Annotated in this window: 19 protein-coding genes; 8 read left to right on the top strand and 11 right to left on the bottom strand. The window is 33.0% G+C overall.

Features of this window, described 5'->3' with window-relative positions; all coding sequences use genetic code 11:
* Positions 1–100: 100 nt before the first annotated feature.
* Together SJY43_RS12390 and SJY43_RS12385 are read right to left on the bottom strand one after the other, a co-directional pair.
* A complete protein-coding gene (locus SJY43_RS12390) occupies positions 101–778 on the bottom strand; it encodes a DUF6624 domain-containing protein (protein WP_396601059.1) in 678 nt (225 codons plus the stop codon).
* A 128-nt stretch (positions 779–906) separates the two neighbouring features.
* Entirely contained in the window at positions 907–1,509 is a 603-nt protein-coding gene (locus SJY43_RS12385; RefSeq protein WP_396601058.1) for a hypothetical protein, read from the bottom strand.
* A gap of 299 nt (positions 1,510–1,808) precedes the next feature.
* Between SJY43_RS12385 and SJY43_RS12380 the strand changes: the two genes are divergently transcribed.
* Positions 1,809–2,252, top strand: a complete 444-nt coding sequence (locus SJY43_RS12380; RefSeq protein WP_396601057.1) for a TlpA family protein disulfide reductase — start codon at positions 1,809–1,811, stop codon at positions 2,250–2,252.
* Positions 2,253–2,569: 317 nt separating this feature from the next.
* The gene (locus SJY43_RS12375; RefSeq protein ID WP_396601056.1) at positions 2,570–4,753 is read left to right on the top strand and encodes an amino acid permease; all 2,184 of its coding nucleotides are present in this window, start codon (positions 2,570–2,572) and stop codon (positions 4,751–4,753) included.
* Positions 4,754–4,967: 214 nt separating this feature from the next.
* Here the strand turns inward: SJY43_RS12375 and SJY43_RS12370 are convergent, their stop codons facing one another.
* From SJY43_RS12370 to SJY43_RS12350, 5 genes are all read right to left on the bottom strand, one after another.
* The gene (locus SJY43_RS12370) at positions 4,968–6,194 is read right to left on the bottom strand and encodes a hypothetical protein (protein WP_396601055.1); all 1,227 of its coding nucleotides are present in this window, start codon (positions 6,192–6,194) and stop codon (positions 4,968–4,970) included.
* Between the two features lie 2 nt (positions 6,195–6,196).
* Complete coding sequence (locus tag SJY43_RS12365; RefSeq protein ID WP_396601054.1) at positions 6,197–6,625, bottom strand: hypothetical protein; 429 nt, start codon at positions 6,623–6,625, stop codon at positions 6,197–6,199.
* Positions 6,622–10,086: a hypothetical protein gene (locus SJY43_RS12360; RefSeq protein ID WP_396601053.1), complete on the bottom strand. Its 3,465-nt coding sequence runs from the start codon at positions 10,084–10,086 to the stop codon at positions 6,622–6,624. The genes SJY43_RS12365 and SJY43_RS12360 overlap by 4 nt, the downstream gene beginning before the upstream one ends.
* 1,042 nt (positions 10,087–11,128) lie before the next feature.
* Positions 11,129–12,181: a serine hydrolase domain-containing protein gene (locus SJY43_RS12355; protein ID WP_396601052.1), complete on the bottom strand. Its 1,053-nt coding sequence runs from the start codon at positions 12,179–12,181 to the stop codon at positions 11,129–11,131.
* A 117-nt stretch (positions 12,182–12,298) separates the two neighbouring features.
* Entirely contained in the window at positions 12,299–13,510 is a 1,212-nt protein-coding gene (locus SJY43_RS12350; protein ID WP_396601051.1) for a patatin-like phospholipase family protein, read from the bottom strand.
* A 291-nt stretch (positions 13,511–13,801) separates the two neighbouring features.
* On the opposite strand from SJY43_RS12350, the gene SJY43_RS12345 reads away from it, so the two are divergent.
* Genes SJY43_RS12345 through SJY43_RS12325 form a run of 5 tightly spaced genes read left to right on the top strand, consistent with a single transcriptional unit; the run spans position 13,802 to position 17,700 of the window.
* Positions 13,802–14,380: a TetR/AcrR family transcriptional regulator gene (locus SJY43_RS12345; RefSeq protein WP_396601050.1), complete on the top strand. Its 579-nt coding sequence runs from the start codon at positions 13,802–13,804 to the stop codon at positions 14,378–14,380.
* A gap of 2 nt (positions 14,381–14,382) precedes the next feature.
* Positions 14,383–15,048, top strand: coding sequence for an NAD(P)H-binding protein (locus tag SJY43_RS12340; protein WP_396601049.1), 666 nt, complete (start codon positions 14,383–14,385; stop codon positions 15,046–15,048).
* A gap of 4 nt (positions 15,049–15,052) precedes the next feature.
* A complete protein-coding gene (locus SJY43_RS12335) occupies positions 15,053–15,685 on the top strand; it encodes an NAD(P)H-dependent oxidoreductase (RefSeq protein ID WP_396601048.1) in 633 nt (210 codons plus the stop codon).
* Between the two features lie 36 nt (positions 15,686–15,721).
* On the top strand, positions 15,722–16,882 hold the full coding sequence (locus SJY43_RS12330) for an iron-containing alcohol dehydrogenase (RefSeq protein WP_396601047.1): 1,161 nt from the start codon (positions 15,722–15,724) through the stop codon (positions 16,880–16,882).
* A gap of 8 nt (positions 16,883–16,890) precedes the next feature.
* A complete protein-coding gene (locus SJY43_RS12325) occupies positions 16,891–17,700 on the top strand; it encodes a type 1 glutamine amidotransferase domain-containing protein (protein WP_396601046.1) in 810 nt (269 codons plus the stop codon).
* 71 nt (positions 17,701–17,771) lie between these two features.
* On the opposite strand, the gene SJY43_RS12320 is transcribed toward SJY43_RS12325, so the two are convergent.
* Positions 17,772–18,770, bottom strand: a complete 999-nt coding sequence (locus SJY43_RS12320) for a YhdH/YhfP family quinone oxidoreductase (protein ID WP_396601045.1) — start codon at positions 18,768–18,770, stop codon at positions 17,772–17,774.
* 137 nt (positions 18,771–18,907) lie between these two features.
* Here SJY43_RS12320 and SJY43_RS12315 point away from each other — a divergent pair, with 137 nt between their 5' ends.
* The gene (locus SJY43_RS12315) at positions 18,908–19,234 is read left to right on the top strand and encodes a winged helix-turn-helix transcriptional regulator (protein WP_396601044.1); all 327 of its coding nucleotides are present in this window, start codon (positions 18,908–18,910) and stop codon (positions 19,232–19,234) included.
* Between the two features lie 126 nt (positions 19,235–19,360).
* Here SJY43_RS12315 and SJY43_RS12310 read toward each other — a convergent pair whose 3' ends face one another.
* The 3 genes from SJY43_RS12310 to SJY43_RS12300 form a co-directional block, all read right to left on the bottom strand.
* Complete coding sequence (locus SJY43_RS12310; protein WP_396601043.1) at positions 19,361–20,674, bottom strand: DEAD/DEAH box helicase; 1,314 nt, start codon at positions 20,672–20,674, stop codon at positions 19,361–19,363.
* Positions 20,674–22,020, bottom strand: a complete 1,347-nt coding sequence (locus SJY43_RS12305; protein ID WP_396601042.1) for a DEAD/DEAH box helicase — start codon at positions 22,018–22,020, stop codon at positions 20,674–20,676. The genes SJY43_RS12310 and SJY43_RS12305 overlap by 1 nt, the downstream gene beginning before the upstream one ends.
* 169 nt (positions 22,021–22,189) lie before the next feature.
* Positions 22,190–24,364 (bottom strand): T9SS type B sorting domain-containing protein, encoded by a 2,175-nt coding sequence (locus SJY43_RS12300; protein WP_396601041.1) that lies wholly within the window; start codon positions 24,362–24,364, stop codon positions 22,190–22,192.
* Positions 24,365–24,500 lie beyond the last annotated feature (136 nt).

Genomic DNA, 24,500 nt, shown 5'->3' with positions numbered 1-24,500 from the left:
AAAATGTCTTTGTAACATAAAAACTATGAGTGTTATTGTAATATTGAAAAGAAAAATAAGCAAACCCTTTTTAAGACTCTAAAATTACTAGGCACCGCAATTAATCTTTTTTTTGCTTTGCTAATTCAAATTCTTTTGTTCGCTTTATTTGTTCTTCAAGATTCCATTCAAAATTAAATCTATTCTTAAGGAATACAGCGATTGAATCGAGTCCAATTGCAGTTCTTCTCTTATCAATATTTACGGGATCAAAAACTGGCCAAAGGTTAAAGCTTTTTGTTTCTGGGTAGTATTTCATTTGTCCACCATAGATTTGTAAATCACCTTGTTCAGTAGCAATTCTGTCTTCTGCTCTTACCAAGAATCGCGGTTCTAACTTCTTATCCATAACGGCTTGCCTCATCATTGGAAGATAGTGTATACGAACCTCATTATCTGAGTGTTGAATAACATTACAAAGTGTCCAATTGCCTTGTTCTCCAGCCATTTCTTTTGTTGGCCAACCATATTTATTAAGAATAGTTTTTACTTTTTCTTCATTAATTACGTGGTTCTTATCAATAATTAATTGTTGTTCTTTAACTAACTCGTCGTCTACACCATATATATTCATTAATGAATCTCTTAAACTAATTGGCGTTTGTTCTGTTTGCCATATCGTGTCTAAAACAGGAATAAGGTTTTCTTGTTTTAGATTAGCCGTTTTGGCATTTTTGGTCTCACTCTTGTTTATACAAGAGACTGTTAATAGGAAACTAAATATAATTATCAACCTCATCTTATTTCTAAATTTAATATGTTATTTATGTTATTATTAAAATTAAAGCCGAATTATGCAACAAAAAATCTTTTGCATCATAGATATACTATAAATATAAACTTTCATTGCATAATTCGGGTTAATGCTTACAACCAGCTAAACCCTAAACCTATATTAAAGGTTACTGCATCTCTATGGGCATCTCCTTCCAAATATACACGACCGAGAACTAACTTAGACTGTAAGTTAAGCGCAAAGTTTTTCTTTTTGTAAATTTCGTAACCTGTACTTGCCATAACGGCACAACCAAAGTTCCAATCGTCGTTTACATCGTTTTTAATATCGTATAATGCTGGAGAATCTATTGCTAAACCAATTCCACCATGAATCCACCAACGGTCTTTTACCCAATATTGTAGCGATGGAATGAAACCTCCAAAATGCCTGTCGTTATCCTGAAATTCGTATATATTTCCTGGCATAGAGACAGTAATGGCGAGTCTTTCATTTAACATGTAGCCAAACTTTAATTCTGGAAAGGTAAATGCGCCTTGAGATGTATCGAAGGTTTGAATACCTGCACTATCTTCTAAACTGATTATACCTCCACCTACTGAAAATTCAAAGATAAAGCCATCTCGTGGTGTTATAATTTCTGGATTTGTGTTTTGTGCGTATGTTATACTAGATAATAATGCAAAGGCTACACAAGCCATTCTTAATAAAATTTGTTTTTTGATTGTTTTCATAATTGTTCGTTTTTTGATTGTTTTAATTGATGTTTACTATTTTATTACATTTTATGCTACAAATATCTTTCTACTTGCAATAAATAGTAAACACGAATTACCGAACTGTTAAATAGTATGGATGAATTGATTTAGATCTTTCAATCTTGATTATGTAGAATATTGTTATTGGATGTGTACCTCGAGCTATTATGTGGTTTGCTGCGCAACATTTATTGTAAAGTAAATCAATATATAAACCACTCAAAGTATTAAATCCCTAAATTTGCAAGCATTAATTAAACATAAAAATCTAAAAAATGAATTCCATAATACCATCCATACCTGTTTTAGATTTAGATGGCCTTGCTGTAGATTTAATGGCAGCTTATAAGAATAAAATTTTGCTACTTATTATTTATAATAACGATTGCCTAGGTTGTACAGGGCGTGCCATTCCATTGGCTTATGAGTTTCAGCAGCAATATCCATCCGTTCAAGTTGTAGGTATTCATGCTAATTTTGTGAATAGAGAAGGAACAAAAGCAAATATTAAAAGTATTTTTACTAGTGGTGAAAGCCCGTTTCCTATATATATTGACGAGCATCATAAGGTTTTTGACCAATTTAACTCAGAAGGCACACCGCAATGGTTACTAATTTCAGAACAAGGCGAACTGTTTCGTTCAATTTTTGGATCGCAAGAAAATGCGCAGAACCGCTTGTTTTATGCGCTTGAAAGTCTTGTAAAACATGATAACTAAATTCTTTAACCGATTTTGGTAAAACGTTAATTCCGTTAATTAAATCTATTGCAGATTGGGGTATTTATGTTGTTGAGGAAAAAGGCGGCGTTGTGGTTTAATCTTTATTAGTTTTTATTTTGTCATTCTGCGCACGTTCTACTGCACCCCAAAACGCAGAATAAATTCCACGCTGTTGCATTTGCATTCTGTATTTAATTAAGCAATTTATATAATAGAAATAATTTACCATTATGTAAGTTATGTCATGTTATTTAATATAAAGAATAACTATATTCCCGCATGCGTATTTTTTTTAAAAAGATGAACCTTTAATAATGTCAAAAAAGAAGAAATTCGGAACCTTTGCAGGTGTCTTTACACCCTCCGTTTTAACCATTCTTGGAGTTATTATGTATATGCGTTTAGGCTGGGTTGTTGGTAATGCGGGCTTAATAGGAGCCATTGTTATCATTGTTATTGCACATGTTATTGCGGTTACAACAGGTTTAAGTGTATCGTCTGTTGCAACAGATAAAAAAATAGGCGCTGGTGGTATTTATTATGTATTGTCCCGAAGCATGGGCGTTCCTATTGGCGGTTCCATAGGTATAGCATTATTTGTAGGTACCGCGTTTTCTATCGCTTTATATTTAATTGGTTTTGCCGAAAGTTTTAATGCCTATTTTGGATTTGGAATCACCATTAACGATTTAAGATTAACAGGTACTATTGCGCTTTTAGCATTAACCACATTGGCGCTTATAAGCACATCGGTGGCGCTAAAAACACAGTTTATTATTTTGGCAGCCATAATCATTTCGTTGCTGTCTATATTTTTAGGGTCTACAGAATTTGCGCCAACCACAGTACATTTATTTTCATCAGAAAACGCGGTGCCTTTAGAAGTGGTTTTCGCTGTGTTTTTCCCAGCAGTTACTGGTTTTACTGCCGGAATTGCCATGAGTGGCGATTTAGAAAACCCACAACGCTCCATTCCGCGTGGTACCTTATTAGCTATAGGCGTTGGTCTTTTAGTTTACGTGGCATTGGCAATTTTTATGGCCTATACTGTAGATTCAGAAGTACTAAAAACAGATTATAATATCTTAATGAAAATGGCACTCTTTGCCCCTGCTGTAGTCGCCGGAATTTGGGGCGCCACACTATCTTCCGCTTTAGGTGGTATTCTAGGTGGCCCTAGAATTTTACAGGCCATGTCTGTAGATAAAATAACCCCAAAACTATTCAGTAAGGGCAAAGGCGCCAATAACGAACCCGTTAATGCGCTATTTCTTGCTTTTGTTATTGCCGAAGTTGGTATTCTTATTGGTGAGTTAGACATTATTGCCCGTGTTGTTTCCATGTTTTATTTAACAGCCTATGGCTTTATAAACATTTCCTTTTTTCTCGAAAGCTGGGCAAATCCAGACTTCCAGCCTACTTTTAAAGTAAAACGATGGATTGGTTTAATAGGGTTTATTGCCTGTTTCTCGGTGATGTTTAAATTAGATACCATGGCCATGATAGCGGCATTGGCCGTAATTAGCGCCATGTATTTTGGCTTGCAACGCAAAGAAGTAAAATTACAGTCTAACGATGTTTGGAAAAGCGTTTGGGAAAATGTAGTTAATAAAGGCCTAAAAAAAATAGATGCTCAAGAAGAAAAAGAAAACTCTAATTGGAACCCTAATATTATTCTTTTTAGTGGCAGAAGCGAGCACCAATCGTATTTGCTAGAGCTATGCAAAACCGTTTCTGGGCGCACAGGCGTGGTCACAAATTTCAAGCTCATTTTAGATAAAGAAAACAGCGAGCCACCTTTAAAAAAGACCGATCAGGTGGTTAGAGATAACATGTTTCAAGACCTTGGTATTTTTGCAAGACAAATAAAAGTCGATAATATATATAATGGCATAACCAATATTGCCTCAACCTTTGGGTTTTCTGGTGTAGAACCTAATACCATTATGATGGGTTGGCCTAAAGGCTTAGAAGACTCTAGCGAATATTCTAAAATGACGCAAACCCTATTGCATCTAGATTATAACCTATTGTATTTAGATTTCGATAGAAAATCAAAATTCGGAAATCATAAAACGGTCGATTTATGGTGGCGCGAAACCGATAGTAAAAATGCCGAAATGATGCTTAATATTGCGCGTTTCATCATTGCTTCTCCAAAATGGAATGGCACAAATATTAGAGTATTATTTGTCAATAACAACAATGTAGATATTTCTATAATAGAATCTAAAATCTCAAAACTTGTTAAAGATTTACGCGTTAATGTCGAAATTAAAATTATCAATAATGCTGTAGAACAAAAAACGTTTTATTTTATTATCGAAGAAGAATCAAAAACTACAGATCTTACCATTGTTGGTATCCCAGATTATAACATCGAAAAACAAGCTGAATTTGTTCTAAAAACAAATAATTTATTCGAATCTATCGGGTCTACGCTTTTAGTCAAAGCAGCACATAACTTTAACGAGCTAGATTTAGATTTACTCGATTAAGGGGTAAAACATAGGTGTTTACTTTTTTATTTGGGCGTTACGCCTCCTAAGGTCGTCGTCGGGCTTTCCGTTACAAGTCCTCGCACTTCCTTCGTCAGGCTGTGGGCTTTCCTCTATAATCCCTAACGCGGGTGTCATTGTTGGCATGGTGCTTTTAACGTTCAGCTTGGTTTTCCTATGTTTCTAATTTAATTCCAAAGTGAGCGTTGGCAAATCATAATTCATTTAAGATAAAATCATACATAAATTGAGCACTTGTAAAAGCCGCATATTTTTGAAAATTATCTGCTTTTTCCTTATCTCCAAAATCACAAACTGATTTAATAGCCATTGCCTTGGGTTTTGGGTTAAATCCATTGTTTGCACTATAAAATACTCCAAATATTTCCATTTCTAAGCCAATCAATTTTCGTTGGTGGTCTTTTAAGCTTATTAACTCATCCTCATTCTGAATTACATAAGGAACAGAAACAACAGGACCAATCTTAACCTTTAAATCTGTTGATGGTTTATTGCCTTGCCATTTTTCTTTTAGTTCAAAGAAATATCTTGATTTAGATTCATAGGTTCGTACTTTTTCTTTCAAATCAGAATCTAAAGATAAAGGTGTTGGGTTTGGACTAAAACCTTTATTCCCTGATTCTGTAGTTGTTATTTTACCATTTGTACCATCATAAGTTTGGTCTGCAACTAAGATATCACCAAAGTTAACTTCATCTTTTACTCCTGCAGCAATACCAGGCATGAATAAATATCTAGGTCTAAAATTATGTATAATTTTCATACATAATGTTGAAGATGCAACCATCCCCATTTGAGGTGAAGATGTTGCAATAACTCTAAACGTTTTAGTTTCATTTTTAAATATTCCTCGATAATATAAGGTAGCATCGTTACCATACTTAAATTCTTCCCAATTACCATCTAATTTAAGCACCTGTTTTAGTTCGGGATCTTGAAGAGCAGTTAGGATTGCAATATCATAATCGTAATCAAGGTTTTCTCGTTGAAGAAACTCTGTTCTTACTTTTATTAAATGGAACAATAAATTCTTAAGTTTTTCTTGCCAGTCAATTTCTTCTGCCTTATAATCAATTAACTGCCATAATCTATTTTCAAAATCTTTTCTATAAGTTTCAAAATGCTCTGAGAAACCTGTTAAACCAACAATATGTGTAATTGGTTTTATTTGAGGATTTGAGTGGATATCATTTAAGAAGTTTATTCCATTCTTGGGACTAGGGTCATCATCTTCATCAACCGGTAAAACCAAATCTAAAATCATGAAATCGTATGGTTTCTTATAGATTAATCTTTTAGCTGCTTTTATATTGCAAGCAAATTCAATATTTGATTCTGGAATATCAATACTTGATGTAATAAGTTCTAAGATTTTATCCTTTTTAACGTCATTATCTTCTACTAAAATTATATTTAACATAGCTATAAGTTATCAATTTTCACCTTTAGTTCATTCTTCCATCCATCAGGTTCTTTTACATTGTAATATACGACACCTAAATAGTTTGGAAAGTTATCCTTTAATTCCGAGCTAAATTCTTCATCAACATAGTTTAAGTACATTGTTATTATTAAAACATTAGTTGTAATATCTCGACGATACATCTCGCTTAATAAGAATTTACCTGCGAATTTCTCAAAGTCCCCACCTGATTCACCTTGCACGATATCATAATTCGGTAGGCTCATATCAAGTAAGATAAGAGAATATGAATTATTTTTAATTAGTTCTCTTAATCCAGAATTATAAGATTTTCTAACTGTTAATTCAACGTTAGAATATTGTTCTTCCATATAATCACAGACTTGTTTTAATTTCTGTGGATTATCTTCTATAAATAAGACTTTCATACTAACAATATTACTTTATTTAAATTAATATCGATACAAAACTCATTATTATCATTCAAGCTAAGTGCCATATCGTTTTCTTTATGAATTAAGTCAGATTTTATAATTCTCATTGCTTTATGAAAACCAGAACCTTTTTCTCTCATAGATTTATTAAGGTCTAGAGAAAAAGAACAAATTTTCGTTCTAAGTTCATCAATATTTATTGTTGGAGCTAATGGATTTCTAAATTGCATTTTCAATAATTTATCTTGCTCCTCAATTGATACATGAAATTTAACACTTTCATTATCAAAGCCAGAATGCTTAGATGCGTTGTCCATAAATATTCTAATCAAATCAACTAAGCAAGGATAATAAGCTCCTTTGAAGGAACATTTGCAATTTATCTCTTTTACAGGTACAATAGCCTTATTGTATTCCAAACTAACATCAACAATCTTTTCAATTTGAAAGTCAGAAATATTACTTTCTGTAATTGAAAACCAGTTTGCAATCTTGATGAGTTTATTCTCAATATTTACTCTTGCCTCATTTATGTTGTTCTGCATTTGCTCAGGAATATCACCTAAAACTTTTATTAGCCCCTGCTCTAGTTCTAATAGCAAGCCATAGAACTTATCTCTAATGTCACCATTAATTTTTACTTTAATATCTGTAAGATTTTCTTCTGTTCTAGACCATAAATCTTCAAATATTGCATTTACAAATTCTTCAACATTTTCAATTTTTTGATGAACGAAATATGAAACTTGTAGTTTAAAGTCGTCAAAATTATAATCTAACCATCCTTCAGTATTTTTATCTTCAATATTTATTTGCAAACTTCTAGATAAAATCTCTTCATTAATTAAGGCATCAATGTTAGATGAGAAAGCAGATAAAATTTCTTGAAATTTAAACTTACCATCTTCATTTAGTTGTGTCGTGAATAAATTCCAATTTAAATTGTCCTTATACTTATCAATTCCTTTTTCCTTTTCTGTAATCAAATTTAATTCTTCAAATTCGGGTCTTATCTCACCCAATAAAACACCATGCCTTATTCGAGCACTTAAATATTGTTGAAGGCCATAATTGCTAAATAAAAATTTCTCCCGTAAGAAGTAAAATATATCTTTATATATATCAAATTGCGGGTCTTTCGAATATTCATTGCCATCATCTTCATCAGAGAGTTTATAGCTAAGTACCTTATCAGAATATAGGGAGAGAATAGAAATATCCTTTTCTGACTTTAATTCTCCTATCATCTTAAAGCGACGGAAGATTGAAGTAATATTTTTTAGTTCAGATTCAACTATGCCAGTTTGATTGACATATATTTTACTTTCATCAACCTCTTGGATTCCTTTTTGTATAATAAGTCGTTTTGTTAGCCTTTCAATCTCTTTACTATATTCAATTTCGTAAAGACTATCAATCTTCGCCAAATGCCTACATACATTTATTCTTTCATTATATTTATGCTTTGAACTTGTAATGAAAGGAGAGTGTTTGAAGATATCTAAAGTACAAATATCACTTAAAAAGAAGATTATTTTTTCATCCGTATTGATATCAATAATTTCAAACAATTCTGTTGGAGTAAAGCAGTCTTGAGCCAATAAATAACATTCATAAGATGTATGTACATCATAATCTTCCGAATTAGTTAGCTTGTAAAAAAGCGGCAAATTAATTGTGTGAGAAACATTCTTATATTTTGATGCTTTTATATTCTTTTTTAATCTATCAACAATAATATTTGAAACTAACAAAGGATTAACAAAATAGTTGTCAACGTACAAATCAATACATTTATCATATTGATTTAAAGCTTCCAAACAACTAAAAAGGTTCTGTAGTATCTTTTCTTTTTGGAAATTTTTAATAGAGCCATTACTTAACATCGCTTCCCAAATTGCAATAGCATCATTATACGACTCGCTTTTTTGGTAAAAAAAAGCATTAAGTATATCTTTCCTCTCTTTGGGCAAGTTTGCTTTCTCAATTGATTCTAATGTGCCTGATTCTTGCAGAGATATGTATTCTAAACTTGTTGAATTTTTAAATTCAAACGAAAGGTTGTTGCTTATACAGGAACTGTTTAAAAGTTGAATAAAAGTTGGATTAAGGAAACTTGTGTTTAAAACGCTTTGATTCATGAAAGTCCTTTTCCCTTCAGTTTCTTCCTTATAAAAATTCATTAGATAGAACGAAACAGAATAAATTGAACTGATATTAAAAGCAATTTTCCTTATCTCATTTAAACATTCAGGCATAGAATCATCTCTCAATAATATACCATAAAGAGCATTCATGATTCTATTTTGAAAAGAGTTCTCATCATTTCCAATTGGTTCAAGTGACTTATCAAGAAGAATTATCGATTTTAAATAAATTTCATAAAGCTCAATTGATAGCGGAAATTCCAAAAGGTAATTTCTTAATAAATCAATAACTTTACCGTATTCACCGTTAGTATAATAATCTAATGCCTTGATTGTATTAATATCAGTTTCTTGAATATTAAATTCAAATTCAAAGTTGGTGTCAATTAAAAGGCGAAGTTTGTCTACATTAAAGTCATCAACTTTTTTAGATAAGTAATAAATCCTACTATCCAAGAATTCTTTTTTATCTTTATTATCTTCCAGAACTGATAATTGAAGGATTCGGATAAGAGAAATATATTTGTCAATTATTGAGTGATATCCTTCAATTGCTAAGAAATCGGGAAGCAATGTTTGTTCTTCAATTTCTAAGAAATTAAGTTTGAAATTGTAATAATGTAAGTCAACCTGATTTTCTGATTCAACATATCTAAATAACAATCTTGCCAAGGATATATTGTACTGATTTACAGATAATTCCTTTTCAGCCTTAAGGCTGAAAAAATGAGAAAAACGTTTGATAAACCATTTTTTATTCTGTTCATTAATATCGTTAAGATATTTGGTGTTTTCTTTAAGACCTTTTTCTATTTCAATAAGTATGAATCGCTGCTCAATCCCCCATAAAGAAAAACAAACCTCTTGTTCAATTTCGTTTAGTATGATGTTTGCTTTTTGATAATCTCCAGTTACTAAAGCTTTTTCGTATTCAGTCTTTTTGTTTATGAAAATTTGAATTTTTTCTTCATACTTTCTAATAGTCAACAAAGTCCAATTAATCTCATTTTCAAATGTATCATTACCATTACCATATAATACTTTGGAATCACCTAATTCATTGATGGATTGAGGTAGCGAACTTCCATAAACATAATCAATTACATTTTTATTCGAATCCCCTAATTGGTCAACTATATAACAAATATCAGAATAGTCATAATTGTATTTTAGCTTATAAAAGGAAGTGAGAAACTTTTCTTCTAAGTTATATTGACTTCTGCTATAGTATGGATTTGGTGTTTGTTGCTTATTTTCAAATAAGTCGATTCTAAACTGTTTGTATAAGAATTCTCTAAAATCACTCATAATTATATAGTATCCAATATATGTTTAGGGTATGCAAAACTTACACCCTTTTGCAAATTTTGGTTTGTGTGACGGCTTGTGTGATTTACAAATGTGTGCAATGTGCGTATGCTTCTCCAATTGCCCGTTAGGGCAAAAGCGCGGAGGCAAAACAAAATCTTGTTGGAAGCACTTAATTTGGTCATTATTAATTTATTTTTATCTGTCAATTTTAGTTCCGTTTTGCCTTTTCAACCTTGCAGGAAATAAGTGGTTATATACACCTCAATTCCTATTGTTCTTTTAATCTTTAAAGCTTTAAAAGTATGTATTACTTTGAAAGTATTTTATGACATAAGTCATTAACATGAAACTTAATTCATAAACACACAATACTATAATTTATTAGGGAGAGTTTCTTACGAAAACCGTATTTGCTGTGCGTTAAATGTAGTAAAAAAAATTAATATAGTAGGATTTTATGTATGTGTAAATTTATAAAAACAGTAATAATTTACCTAACATCTTTAAGTTTAGCACAATACGATTTTAAGTTTCCATTGGCAAAATATCTATTTAAAAAACTAAAACTCCATTATAGTTGTGCCTTGCGTTAGGGATAGAAGAGGAAAGCCCGGAGTAAGGCACGAACGAGGACTTGCAACGTATAGCCCGACGACGACCATAGGAGGCGTAACGCCCAAAAAATAATTAAACTACCGTTTTAATCTTGATATGCTTTGCTATAGATTACGGGCATTTGGCCTTTCCATGTAGTTCATAACCCATTATCATGAATTAGGCTAGCCATAAAGTGAGCCACATTAAGTAAGTTGTTGTTTGTTTTCCACGATTCTGGCAACTTTTCGGGGGTTCTTGCAATGGCTTTTACCTTGTGTTTTTTTAAGGAGTAGTTGTTCTACTAATTTACTTCCTGTGGCGCCACTTGCGCCTACTACTAAAATGGTTATTTTGATTTGATTTTGATTGATTGCTATGTTTTAAAGACGCATTGCTGCTGCAATTGTTTAACCTTATGGTATAAAAAACTGCTAGTATATTTTTAGAGTCCTTTGGCTTTACGCAAGATTTTAACAACGCGTGTATGTGTTATTTCTAACAAATTCCATTGGTAGCCTTCAAAATCTGTGGTATTCATAAATTGAACAACAACGGCATCAATGTCTTTATGGTATTCTGCCATACATTGGTAACCTGGAACCAATCCGCCATGATTAAACTCGTATATGGAGCTGTAGATTTCCATTTCTTTTTTGTTGAGTAATGTGCCATCGTTTAAAGCTCTTAAGAATTTGCCAACATCTTCTGCGGTTGCTATCATGCCTTGTTCTTCGGTTTTAAAATCGTCTTCTAAACCAACATAATAACCACTCATAACATCGTCTAGGTTCACTTCACTTAGCGAACCAAAAGTATGATGCAACCCAAGTGGTGTTAAAATTTCCTCCTTGAAATATTGCTGACGGCTATACCCTACAACGTGCTCAATAATTCTTGAAAGCAACAAATAATTGGTGTTGGAGTACCCATAATCTGTATTTGGCTCAAAATTGGCTGGTAAATCGAGTGCATATTTAAGCACGTCTACGCCGGTATTTGGTTGATTTTTCCAAAAATCTGGACTATCTGTGAAATTAGGAATACCACTCTTGTGTTGCACCATCATTCGCAATGTGATTTTATCGGCATTTTCAATGCTTCCTACCAGTTCTGGAAAGTAATCGGCCAGGGTTTCATCTAAAGATAAACGCTTGGCATGGGCTAATTTGGTAATGGCAACTGCGACATATAACTTGCTTATACTTGCAATTTTGAATAAGGCTTTAGGATTGGCCGGTGTTTTAAGCTCTCGGTTATGATAACCTGCTGCATAAAAGGCTGGCGGCTTACCGGCTTCGTCTACATACACAATAACACCATCGAAACCATAACTTAACGTCTGATTTACTTGTTCTTGTACGGTATTTGGCAATGGTAAAATCCATGCTTTTACTAAAACCCAAGGTACAAACCACAAGGATATAACCGTACTAACCAGTAATACGATTCTAAAAATCTGTTTGCCTGTGCTAACTTTTTTGGTGGTACGTGCCATAAATGTATCGTGTTGGTTTTAATTTATGGGTCAAATATATTTTAGATCATACTTTAAATAAACTATTAATAACTGAATTGTAATTTATTACAGATGAATTGATTTTTTTTGAAACCCTTAAAACCCCCAATTTTTCCAATAATCCATGCCATCTTTATAATTGGTATTTCCATTGATTAATACAATATCGTTATCGCGTTTAATTTTAAATTCTAACGGCTGGTTTAAAAGGTCTCCTTTTTTCCACTTGGTAAAACATTCCACTAGGCTATTAATGTCTTCGTCTTTTGTGATGTCCATATCTAAGTCGTAGAGTTTATTAATAAGCGGCGTTATAGCTTCTGGCGTACTAGAATCGCTATGAATAAGTGGCGATAACCTAACAATATGTTCGTTAATGGATTTATGAGATGCTGTTTTTAAAAACATCATGGCCATGTAGTTGGCGGTATCTGGCGGTTGATATAATATGGTTTTAGCTTGGTTTAAAACGGTTAATTTAAAAAACTTAGCTTGTGGTTTTAAGGCTTTAAAATTCAGTTTTTTGCGTCGTTGTCTTATGGCGATTTGTTTGGACTCCCAAAATTCACCTTTTTCTTTTTTAGACATGAGTTTATTACCTGTCCCGATGGAAACGATTCTAACATTATCCAAAGATACGCCAAGCTTAAAGGCTTCTATGAGTCCAGCCAATATAGGGTTATTAAATCCGCCTAAAGCGCCATCCCACAACTCATAAAACACATTGCTATTTTTTGCTTTAAAGCGTGCAGGAAAATCGAAATACTGCACCGGTGCATTGGATGACCCATGAATGGCTTGTGTTAGTGTTACCGAATCGTAATCTTCGGAATCTACACCATGCGATTTAAAAAACTTGGCTCTATTATTTAGCGCATCATAGGTGCACACGACTAGTTTTAAAGATTCATTTTTAATAAATGCAGGAAGCTCGTGCATTTGCCTTTTGTTGACTTCTTTAAATAGGGTTTCAAAGCTTTCCTTTTTTTGTTTTGAGCTGTATTTTGGTCCAAAGGGTAAGCCTAACAACCGTAAATAATCAACTGGAAAGTAGCGATTTTTGAATGTGTTCTCACTAAAAATACGTTCTCTGGTGGCTTTATCTTGAAATAAGGTTAAGGCTTTTTCTAGTGTCCAATTTTCGGCTAAAGCAGCTAAAACAATGCTTCCACCAGAATTGGCTATAACTAAATCGAACTTTTGAAGGATTTCATGCCCACCAACATTCCCATAACGATCTTTAAGGGTTAGTAATTGAATTATGGCCCAGCTCCCACCGCCATCTAATGATAGAATTTTATACATCATGTATTTAAATAAAGCTTAAAATGAATGTCTCTAATATCACGAGTTGTATATTCAGTAAATTAAATATAAGAAAAATATTTCAACTTAATTCTACTGAACTTGAGAGATGATTTCATAAAAGTTTTACCATATTGTGAATTTAGATATAATTCTGATAGTGCTTAATTACTGATTTTATGTCACCTACCTCTATTATGATTCATTTTATATTCCATTAAAATATTAAAGTTTTCTAAATAAAGAATGAATATTCATTTTTATTTATACCTTTGTATTGTAAAACAAGATATCATGACTAAACTTCAAAAAAGTATAGATAAACGCAATGCACTTATAAAGGCAACCATAGCTTTAGTAAACAACAATGGTTTTCATGCTTCTGCTATGAGTAAAATTGCAAAAATGGCCAATGTATCACCGGCCACCATTTATCTGTATTTTGAAAATAAACAAGACTTGGTAAACCAAACCTATTTGGACGTGAAATCTAAATACACAGATTTTGTTTTTAAGACTTATAATGAGAATACATCTGTTAAAAATGGCTTTGAACTTATCTGGAGACGTATTGCAGAATTTAATATGACCGAATGTGAGTATTCCTTTTTTTTAAACCAATGTAATAATACCCCAATGATTGATGAACCTAGCAGAAAGGAAGGTATTAAGCACCTACAACCTCTACTCGACCTATGGGAACGCGGTAAGAATGATGGGACTATAAAGCCTTATTCAGACTTTATATTATATGCTTATTCTATAAACCCGCTATCATTTTTAATAATGTCTCAAAAGCAGGGCGAATTGCAATTAACCAAAGAAAATCTTGAAGAAGCTTTTTTATCAGCCTGGGACAGTATTAAACTTTAAACATGAAAAAAACAGCCATTATATTAGGTGCCACGGGTTTAACGGGTTCTATTCTTTTAGAAAAACTACTAAATGATACGCGTTATGAAACCATTAAATTGTTTTCTAGAAAAGAAGTTGAAGGACTGCCCGCAAAAGTTATTCAATTTGTTGGCGACATTCTAGACTTAGAAAAATTTAAGGCCGATTTTATAGCCGACGAAGTTTACTGTTGCATTGGTACAACAGCAAAAAAAACACCAGACAAAGTGCTTTATAAAAAAATAGATTTTGGAATTCCGGTTGCCGCTGCAAAACTTTCAAAAGCTAATGGAATACCAACGTTTATAGTCGTTTCTGCATTAGGTGCAAATGCAACTAGTACTATTTTTTATAATAAAACTAAAGGTGAAATGGAGCAGGCTGTGCTTTCAGAAAAAATAGAAAAGACACACATTTTACAACCTTCAATTATTGGAGGTAAAAGACAAGAAACTCGTATTGGTGAAAAAATAGGATTGGTTGTATTTAAACTTATTCAACCTTTTTTCTTCGGGAAATTAAAAAAGTATAGAATTACAGAAGCTGAAGATATTACACAGGCTATGATGGTTTTGGCAAATTCAACTTCAAAAGAACAGATAATAAGCTCAGAAAAAATTAAAAAATTAGCAATAAATAAAAACTAGAAAAATGGAATTATTAGATAAATTAAATTGGAGATACGCTGCAAAAGCTATGAATGGCGAAAAAGTATCTGAAGATAAAATTGAACGTATTTTGGAAGCTGCACGTTTGGCACCAACATCAAGTGGTTTACAACCTTTCGAAATATTTGTAGTTAAAAATCAAGAGATTAAAGAACAAATTAGACCCATAGCTTGGAACCAATCTGTAATTACAGACTGCTCTCACCTACTCGTTTTTGCTGCTTGGGATACTTATACAGCAGATAGGATTAATTATATGTTCGATTTAACAAACGAGATTCGAGGGTTTAAAAACGAAGGCTGGGAAAACTACCGCCAAATGTTATTAAAAATGTATCCGCAACAAGATGCAGAAGTTAACTTTAATCATGCTGCTAAACAGGCCTATATTGCATTTTCACAAGCCATAACAGCTGCTGCCTACGAAGGCGTAGATGCAACACCTTTAGAAGGTTTTGATGCCAATAAGTTAGATGAAATATTAGACTTAAGAGCGAAAGGTTTGCGTAGTGCCGTTATGTTACCTATTGGTTATAGAGATGCCGATAGCGATTGGTTGGTAAATCTTGTTAAGGTTAGAAAACCTACAGAAGATTTAGTAACAGTAATTGAGTAATTTTTACAAAACAAAACACTAAAAAAGAAAAAGAAGATGAACAATTTTGAATTTAAAAACCCAACTAAAATTATTTTTGGAAAGGGTACAATAGAGAAAATAAAAGAAGAAATTCCTGCTGATGCTAAAGTATTATTGCTTTATGGTGGAGGAAGCATTAAAAAGAATGGTATTTATAACCAAGTAAAAACGGCTTTAGATAAAGTAGATGTTATCGAGTTTGGGGGTATTCCTGCAAATCCAGAATACGCCACGTTAATGGAGGCTTTAAAAGTAATTAAAGCGGAAAATATTACGTACTTACTAGCTGTTGGTGGTGGTTCGGTAATTGATGGTACCAAATTTTTATCTTCTGCGGCATTATACGAAGGTGATGAACCATGGGATATTTTAACGAAACATATTAGAACCGAAAAAGGAATGCCTTTTGGTACCGTGTTAACATTGCCGGCAACAGGCTCTGAAATGAATTCTGGAGCTGTAATTACTCGTAAAGAAACTAAAGAAAAGCTTGCTATGGGTGGCCCTGGACTGTTCCCGCAATTTTCTATTCTAGATCCTGAAGTGGTAAAATCTATTCCGCAGCGTCAATTAGCAAATGGTTTAGCCGATGCTTTTACACATGTTTTAGAGCAATACATGACCTACTCTGTAGATGCTAAACTACAAGATCGTTTTGCTGAAAGTATTTTACAGACGTTAGTTGAAATTGCACCAAGTGTGTTGAAAGATGCGTTTGATTATAAAGCAGCTTCTAATTTTATGTGGAGTTGTACTATGGCGTTAAACGGATTAATTCAAAAAGGCGTTCCTAATGACTGGGCTGTTCATGCCATGGGTCATGAATTAACAGCTTTATACGGTATAGATCATGCCAGAACATTAGCTATTATTACTGAAAGTCATTACAAATATAATTTTGAAGCTAAAAAAGAAAAATTAGCACAATATGGCGAGCGCGTTTGGAATATTACCGAAGGAAGTATTGATGATAAAGCTTATGCTGCTATCGAAAAAACAACAGCCTTTTTTAAATCTCTAGGTATCGATACAAAGCTGTCTGATTACACAGAAGATTACGAGGGAACGGCTGAAGAAATAGCAAAACGTTTTATAGATCGAGGTTGGTTAGGTTTAGGAGAACATCAATCCTTATCACCAGAAAAGGTTGAAGATATTGTTAAAATGGCTTATTAATTTTACCTATGAAAAGTTTAAGAATAGCCGTATTACTGCTAACTGTTATTACGCTTTCAGGTTGTAAAGACACCAAAAAAGAAACACCTTCTGAAAAAGTTTCAGAAGAAAAAAATGAATTTAAAAAAGAAAAAGAAATGAATATATTATTTGTATTAACATCTCACGATAAATTAGGAGATACAGGAAAAAAAACAGGGTTTTGGGTTGAAGAATTTGCAAATCCGTATTACACGCTATTAGACAAAGGTGCAAATATTACTATTGCCACACCACAAGGAGGCGCTGCACCAATAGACCCTAGTAGTGATTCGCCAGATGCGGCAACTGAAGACACCGAACGTTTTAATAACGACGCTGAGGCAAAAGAAAAAATTGCAAATACAAACGTATTAGCAGATATGAATCCAGACGATTTTGATGCTGTGTTTTATCCTGGAGGACATGGACCATTATGGGATTTAGCAAACGATGCAACTTCTATTGCTTTAATTGAGAAATTTAATGTTCAAGAAAAGCCTATTGGTTTTGTGTGTCATGCACCTGCAGCATTAAAAAATGTTAAAGATGCTCATGGAAATCCTATTGTAAAAGACAAAAAAGTAACCGGGTTTACAAATAGCGAAGAGGCTGCTGTTGGACTTACAGATGTCGTGCCATTTTTAGTAGAAGATATGTTGAATAAAAATGGTGGAATCTACTCTAAAAAAGACGATTGGGCTGCTTATGCCATTCAAGATGGAAATTTAATTACCGGTCAAAATCCTGCTTCATCTGAAAAGGTAGCAGAATTACTATTAAAAGAAATAGAGAAATAATATCCTTCTCTAATTTTAAAAAGCTCATTAATGAAAATTAATGAGCTTTTTTTTTAATTTTTCTAAAAAATCTACGCCAATTTTAAAACGGTTCTTCCCTTTAATTGACCTTTTAACATAAGGCTTAATTTCTCACTTAATTCATCTAAAGAAATGGTAGTAGCATTCGCTTCTAAATTATCTAATTTCCATGCCTCGGCTAATTTATCCCAAACTTGTTTTCTGTATTTCATTGGGTAATTTTGAGAGTCGATTCCAATTAACGAAACACCTCTTAAAATAAATGGAAATACAGTTAATTCTAATTTAATGGAAGCTGCATTTCCGCAAGCCGTAACCACACCTAAAGGGTTCACAGATTTAATCATATTCTCTAAAATAACACCGCCAACGGTATCAATAGCGCCAGCATATATAGGTTTTAGTAAAGGTCTTTTTTGTAGTTCTTCAAAATCTTTACGTAAAACAACTTCAGAAGCACCTAAATCTAATAAATACTGCTTTTCTGCTTCTTTTCCTGTTATTGCAGCTACTGTATAACCTAGTTTATTTAAGATCATTACACTAACCGACCCTACGCCTCCTGTAGCCCCAGAAACTATAATGGTACCATCTTGAGGTTTAACAGTTTCAACGAGTCTTAATACCGACATACCTGCTGTTAAACCAGCTGTGCCAATAATCATGGCTTCTTTCATAGAAAGATTAGTAGGCAACTTTACCACCCAACTTGCAGGTACTTTAACATATTCGGCAAAACCACCATTGGTATTCATGCCTAAATCGTAGCTTGTTACAATCACTTTTTCTTCTTCAGAAAACTGATCAGAGGTCGATGAAACAATAGTTCCAACAGCATCAATTCCCGGTGTATGAGGAAATTTTCTAGTAACCCCTTTGTTGCCACTTGCCGATAAAGCATCTTTGTAGTTTAAAGAGCTGTAATGTACTTTTATGAGTACTTCCCCTTCTTCTAGGGTTTCAAACGGTAGTTCTTGTATACTAGAAATAAATTTTTCGTCTTTTTCTTCAACTCTAAAAGCTTTGTAAGTTGTTTTATTATTTATCATCTTTAATGTCTGTTTTTTTTGTTAATTTAGTATCAAATTTCGACAAAAAAAATAGTGTATACAAGAGCTTACAAATAATGCACAAACGAACATTTTGTATGGTTTTGTGCAGCTATTAGCTTTATAAAGAAAAAAAAATGAAAAAAAGTTATTGTCCGATAGATACTTTTATTAATGTGATTAAAGGAAAGCGAAAAAGCACTATTATTTTGCATCTTTCACAAGGAAATAAAAGATATAATGAATTGGTAAAACTCATACCAGATATTAGCGAACGCATGATGACAAAACAGTTAAAAGAACTTGTTGCCGATAATTTAATAAATAGAGAAGTTTTTCCTGAAGTTCCGCCTAGAGTTGAATATAGCCTCACAGATTTGGGCCGAGATATTCATCCACATTTAAAAGGCATGTTTAGAGGTGGTATTCTATTTGAAAAAATGATTGACGCTAAAGAAAATTAATTTATTTAATTAAAAAAAGCTTACTTCCACTACAAATACTTCATAGTTTAGAACCCATACCCAGAAGTACGGTAAAAAGTGTTTAGCCATTTACAGCGAATATAGAGCTCAAGTTTCACTATTAAATTAAACCAAGGTAACTCTAACCTTTTTCTTCTTTAAACGTACATTATTAAGCTTATTTACCAAATTATCTGCAATACTCGCTGGTACAGCCACAAAAGCACAATCTTGTTTTAACTCTATAACACCTAATTGGTCTTTAGTGATATTGCCTTGTTTAAAAAATAGACCTGCAATATCGCCCTTAGATATTTTGTCTTTTCGGCCGCCAGAAATAAATAAAGTCGTCCAAAATGGTGGAGTAATGTCTTTTGCGGTTTTCACTCTAATGGTTTGAGATTTCCCTATAAAGTCTGGAAATTCTTCGCCATGTGCTTTTATTAAATACGCCGTTCCTTTAGCGTTTACTCTCGCGGTTCTACCATTTCTGTGTGTGTATTCTTGAACGGCTGGTGGAATTTCGTAATGAATAATATAACTCATGTCTGGAATATCGATACCACGAGATGCTAAGTCCGTCGCAATTAGCACAGAAACACTTCCGTTTCGCAACTTTATTAAAGCACGTTCGCGATCGCGTTGTTCCATACCGCCATAAAAACAGGTATGTGCCAGATTCTTTTTATCTAAAAAACGACTTAAATCTTCTAGACGTTCTCTTGTATTACAAAAAACAATACCAGGTTCGTTTCCTACATGATGTAACAAATCGACCAACGTATTATGTTTGTTTTCTGATGGTGAAATAACGGTTTTAATCTCTAGTTTAGAACTTGGTTTTATGGATAAAAAATTCAAGGTTTTAGCGCCTTTCATGTTTAAATAGCTCGGAATGGAAGTACCCTCAGTCGCAGAGGTCATAATACGTTTGTTCACATTGGCTAAATAACTCATTATGAATTTCATCTCACCGCCTCTCCCAACTTCTACAGAAAGGTCGAACTCATCAATCACTAACGTTTTTATGAATTTGGTGGTAAAACGTGCTTGTTCAAAATGATCTGCAAGACGACCAGGCGTACCTATTAAAATACTTGGTGTATGCTTGAGTTCTATTTTGTCTTTAGAAATAGCCCGACCGCCATAAATGGCATTGGCCTTATACCCCGAACCCATATTACGAACAACGGTTTCTATTTGAATAGCTAACTCTCTAGAAGGCACTACAATTAAAGCTTGCACCTCTTTTATTTCAGGATTTAATTGATCGAGTAATGGCAATAAAAAAGCCAAAGTTTTTCCTGTGCCTGTAGGCGATAATAGTATGGTTTTATCGTTTTCGGCAATAGCTTTTAATGCTTGATTTTGCATGGGATTTAACTCGGAAATATTTAATTTATCGAGTATCTCTTGTTGCTCTTTTATTGTATTAGCCATTAGTGTTTTTTCTTTTTCTTCTTTTTAGAATCGTTTGATTTTGGCGCTGCTAAAGGGGTTTGTAATAACTGATTTGCTAATACTTTCTCGATTAATTCTTCTTTGGTAAGATGATGAAATATAGTACGGACATCTTTACGAAGGGTTTCAGAAATATTACGATTGGGTTTGGTTTTAAAGATCTTTTTCGCCCATAATAAGGCTTTGTTTTCTTCTATGCTTTGGGCATCTGCTTTTTTGTATTCGTTGAAATGGATTCCTAGTTCATCTTCAAAATCGGCAATATCCATAACTTCTTCTTGCTGAAGAATGGTTAGCGCTAAGCCCTTTGCTCCTGCTCTAGCGGTTCGTCCACTTCTGTGTACATAAGCATCGTAAGTGTCTGGTAAATGATAATTCACCACATATGAAATGGCTTTAACATCAATACCACGAGCTGCCAAATCGGTTGCCACTAAAATATCAATATGGCCTTCTCTAAATTGCCCCATGATACGATCGCGAATGCCTTGACTTAAACTTCCGTGAATAGCTCCAGACGAAAATTTATTAATAGCTAAATTCTTCGCTAATTTATTAACTGCTGCCTTGGTTTTACAGAATATGATGCCGCGTTGTCCTAATTTGGTATTCAAAAAATGTAGTAAGACATCTAGTTTCTCAATAGGCTCCACCACCACAAATTGATGATCGATACCTTGATGCCCAACGGTAGACATATCTGCTTCAATATGCACAACATGCTTAGACATGTAATTCTGAACCAATTGTTTAATGGTTCCAGGCATTGTTGCAGTAAACAATAATGTACGTCTTGATTTTGGAATTTCTTTAATAATAGCATCCAAACCTTCTTTTAAAGCACTCACCATTTCATCGGCTTCATCTAAAATGAAATAGGAAATGGTTTTGATATTAATGGCGTTACGTTTTACTAAATCGGCTAAACGACCAGGTGTTGCCACCACAATATGTGTGGGGCTTTGTAAACGTTCTATTTGAGGTTTAATAGGTATACCTCCACAAATAGTTGCTATAGAAACTTCTGGTATATGAGAAGCAAACCCCTCTAGATTTGCGCTTATTTGCTGCCCCAGTTCTCGTGTTGGTGCTAAAATTACGGCTTGTATTTCGGTACGCTTAACATCTATTAATTGTAATAATGGTAATCCAAAAGCTGCCGTTTTTCCTGTTCCGGTTTTAGCCAAAGCGACTACATCTTCCTTTGTATCTAATACTACAGGAATTGTTTTCTCTTGAATATCTGTAGGAACTGTAATTTGTAATTCGGTTAAGCCTTTTTGTAAGGCTTCATTAATTCCTAAATCGGAAAAACGTTTTAACATAAAAAATAATTTTGGCAAAGGTAAGGATACTGTGCTTGGGAATACTAGAAATAGTGATAGCTAAATTTTATTTTAAAGAAATTTAAAAAAATGTGGATTACGTTAAAATGCTAACTGGTCTATTTTCTTAAATAGCGACCTCATCTTTTAACAAAGTTTTGTTTTGCTTTTAACGTTTTAAAGTAAAATGGCCATTTTTTTTATTGCCATTCTTAAACTTTATAACGTACCAATAATCATTAGAAGGCACGGACTGGTTATTGAAAAGGCCATTCCAACCATTTTGTGAATTGTAAAGAGTTTTAAGTAATTTACCTTTACGATTATAAATATGAACTACTCCAACTTCATTTAAAGGATCTTTTATAATCCAAGAATCATTATAGCCATCATTATTTGGTGTAAAGAATTTAGGAATATATATAGATTCGTTTTCTGTAGTAAAACTTTCTACAAGACAAGATTCTAAGTACTCTGTACCTTTATATGGTGTTATGGTAACATATACTAAAGTGTTAAAAGGTAAGTTTTCAGATAAACTGTAGTTGGTTAGGTTTCCTATATCTTGAGTGTTGATTATTTCTGAACCAAACGGTGTAATACCCACATTTAAATAATAACCCGTTGCTTTTGGTGATGCATGCCATGACAAATTTGTTTCAACGTCTACATTTATAGCACCATTTAACGGATGGGTTAAGCTTGTGCAATCTGGTATAAATACTTCAGTCTTAAAACTTTCTTCGATACATCCACTTGCTTTACCTAAATCGTTGTAGGGTGTTATGGTTATAAATATCGTGGTGTTCTCTGGAAAATCAGTTGTTGGGTTGTAACTCTTGAAATCACCAACATCTAAATTGTTTGCTATATCTGTTGCACCAGAAGAGGTACCTATATTGATAAAATATCCTGTTGCTCCAATGACTTCGTTCCAAGTAATATCTGTGGAAACAGCAACATCAGTTGCGTTAGTTGTAGGTGTTGCTAATTGGGTGCAATTAGGCGTGGCATTTATAGTGGTAAAACTTTCTTCTTTACAACATTTAGCATATTCTAGCGTATTATAAGGTTTTACTTTTACGAATATTTCTGTATTACCAGGAAGATTAGTAGGTAAATCATAACTTGTAGCATTATCTACATTTAGATTATCTATTATTTGAGAACCTTCTGAAGTTGTTCCAATTGAGAGTAAATAACTTGTTGCTCCAGGTATAGGGTTCCATGAAATATCTGTATCAATGTCAACATTTATATCTCCATTTGTTGGATTAACTAATTCTGTACAACCCAAGAACACTAACGGGATACAACTTGATGTGTTTATTTCGGCTTCGGAATTACATCCTGTGAAATTATCTGAAATGTTTATAAGGCCAGTTATAGCATTAGATGACAGTAAATTACATAACGGGTCACAATCTGTTAATTGTGGGTTGTCATGAATGTTTAAAACTACTGTATTCTCATACCCTGTTGTTGAAACCGATGATAAATTTTGCAATCCGTTTAATGTTGTTAATGAAACATTATTTCTTATTGTAAAAAACTGACCAACATTTACCAAACTGGATAAACCCATTATGTTTTCCAATTTGGGGTTTTCTTGAATTAAAAAATCAAATACTATATTTTCCAAACAATTAAAACCTGAAATGGAGACTAGATTTTGATTATTTGAAACATTAAATCCTGATGTAGGATCTATACCACCAATGGAAGTTAGATTATCAAAATCAGGAATGTCTGTTAATCCCGTATTATAAAATTGGATTCCCCAGCCAACATAATTCAAATTATTAAAACTAGGTATACTTGTTAATAATGGACTATCATTTATACCAAAAAACTCACGAACCGTAACAAGTTTATTATACCCATTTATTGTTTGTAACGCGCTATTGCCATTTATCCATAAATCTCCAAAAACATCAGTAGCGTTGTTAAATCCATTTACGGTAACTAAGTTTGGGTTATTCTCTATTTTAAATAAAAAACCCAAATCAATAAGGCTATTAAAACCTTGTATTTCTGTCAGGACTGCATTTTCAGAGATATCTATAATGGTTAAAACTTCTTTTAAAGTATTAAAATTAGAAATAGTAGTAAGTTGTGTATCTCGAATAATAAAATCCCCTTCAATAGAGGTAATATAATCTAATGAACTCAAATTAGTAACACTTCCAGTTATCAATAAGTTTCCAGAGATGTTATCGCAATTAGGATATGATTCAATAAAATTGTTTACATCTACCTGCGAATTAAACGTTACGTCTCCTTCAGGACATTGACCATAGGTTAAGGTTGTAAATACTAGAAAAGCTAATAGTATTGTTTTCAATTATTTAAAGTGTTTATAATTTCAAATATATACTTTTAATTCATTCAAAATACATCGTGTTTCCCACTTGAGGATATGGTATTGAATACCAAACTGAGTATTCACTATGTAAATAATGATTTGAATGCGTTTATAA

Origin of the sequence: Algibacter sp. R77976 (genome assembly GCF_044594645.1) — a bacterium.
Lineage (GTDB): Bacteria > Bacteroidota > Bacteroidia > Flavobacteriales > Flavobacteriaceae > Algibacter_B.
This window is presented reverse-complemented; position numbering and strand designations above follow the sequence as displayed.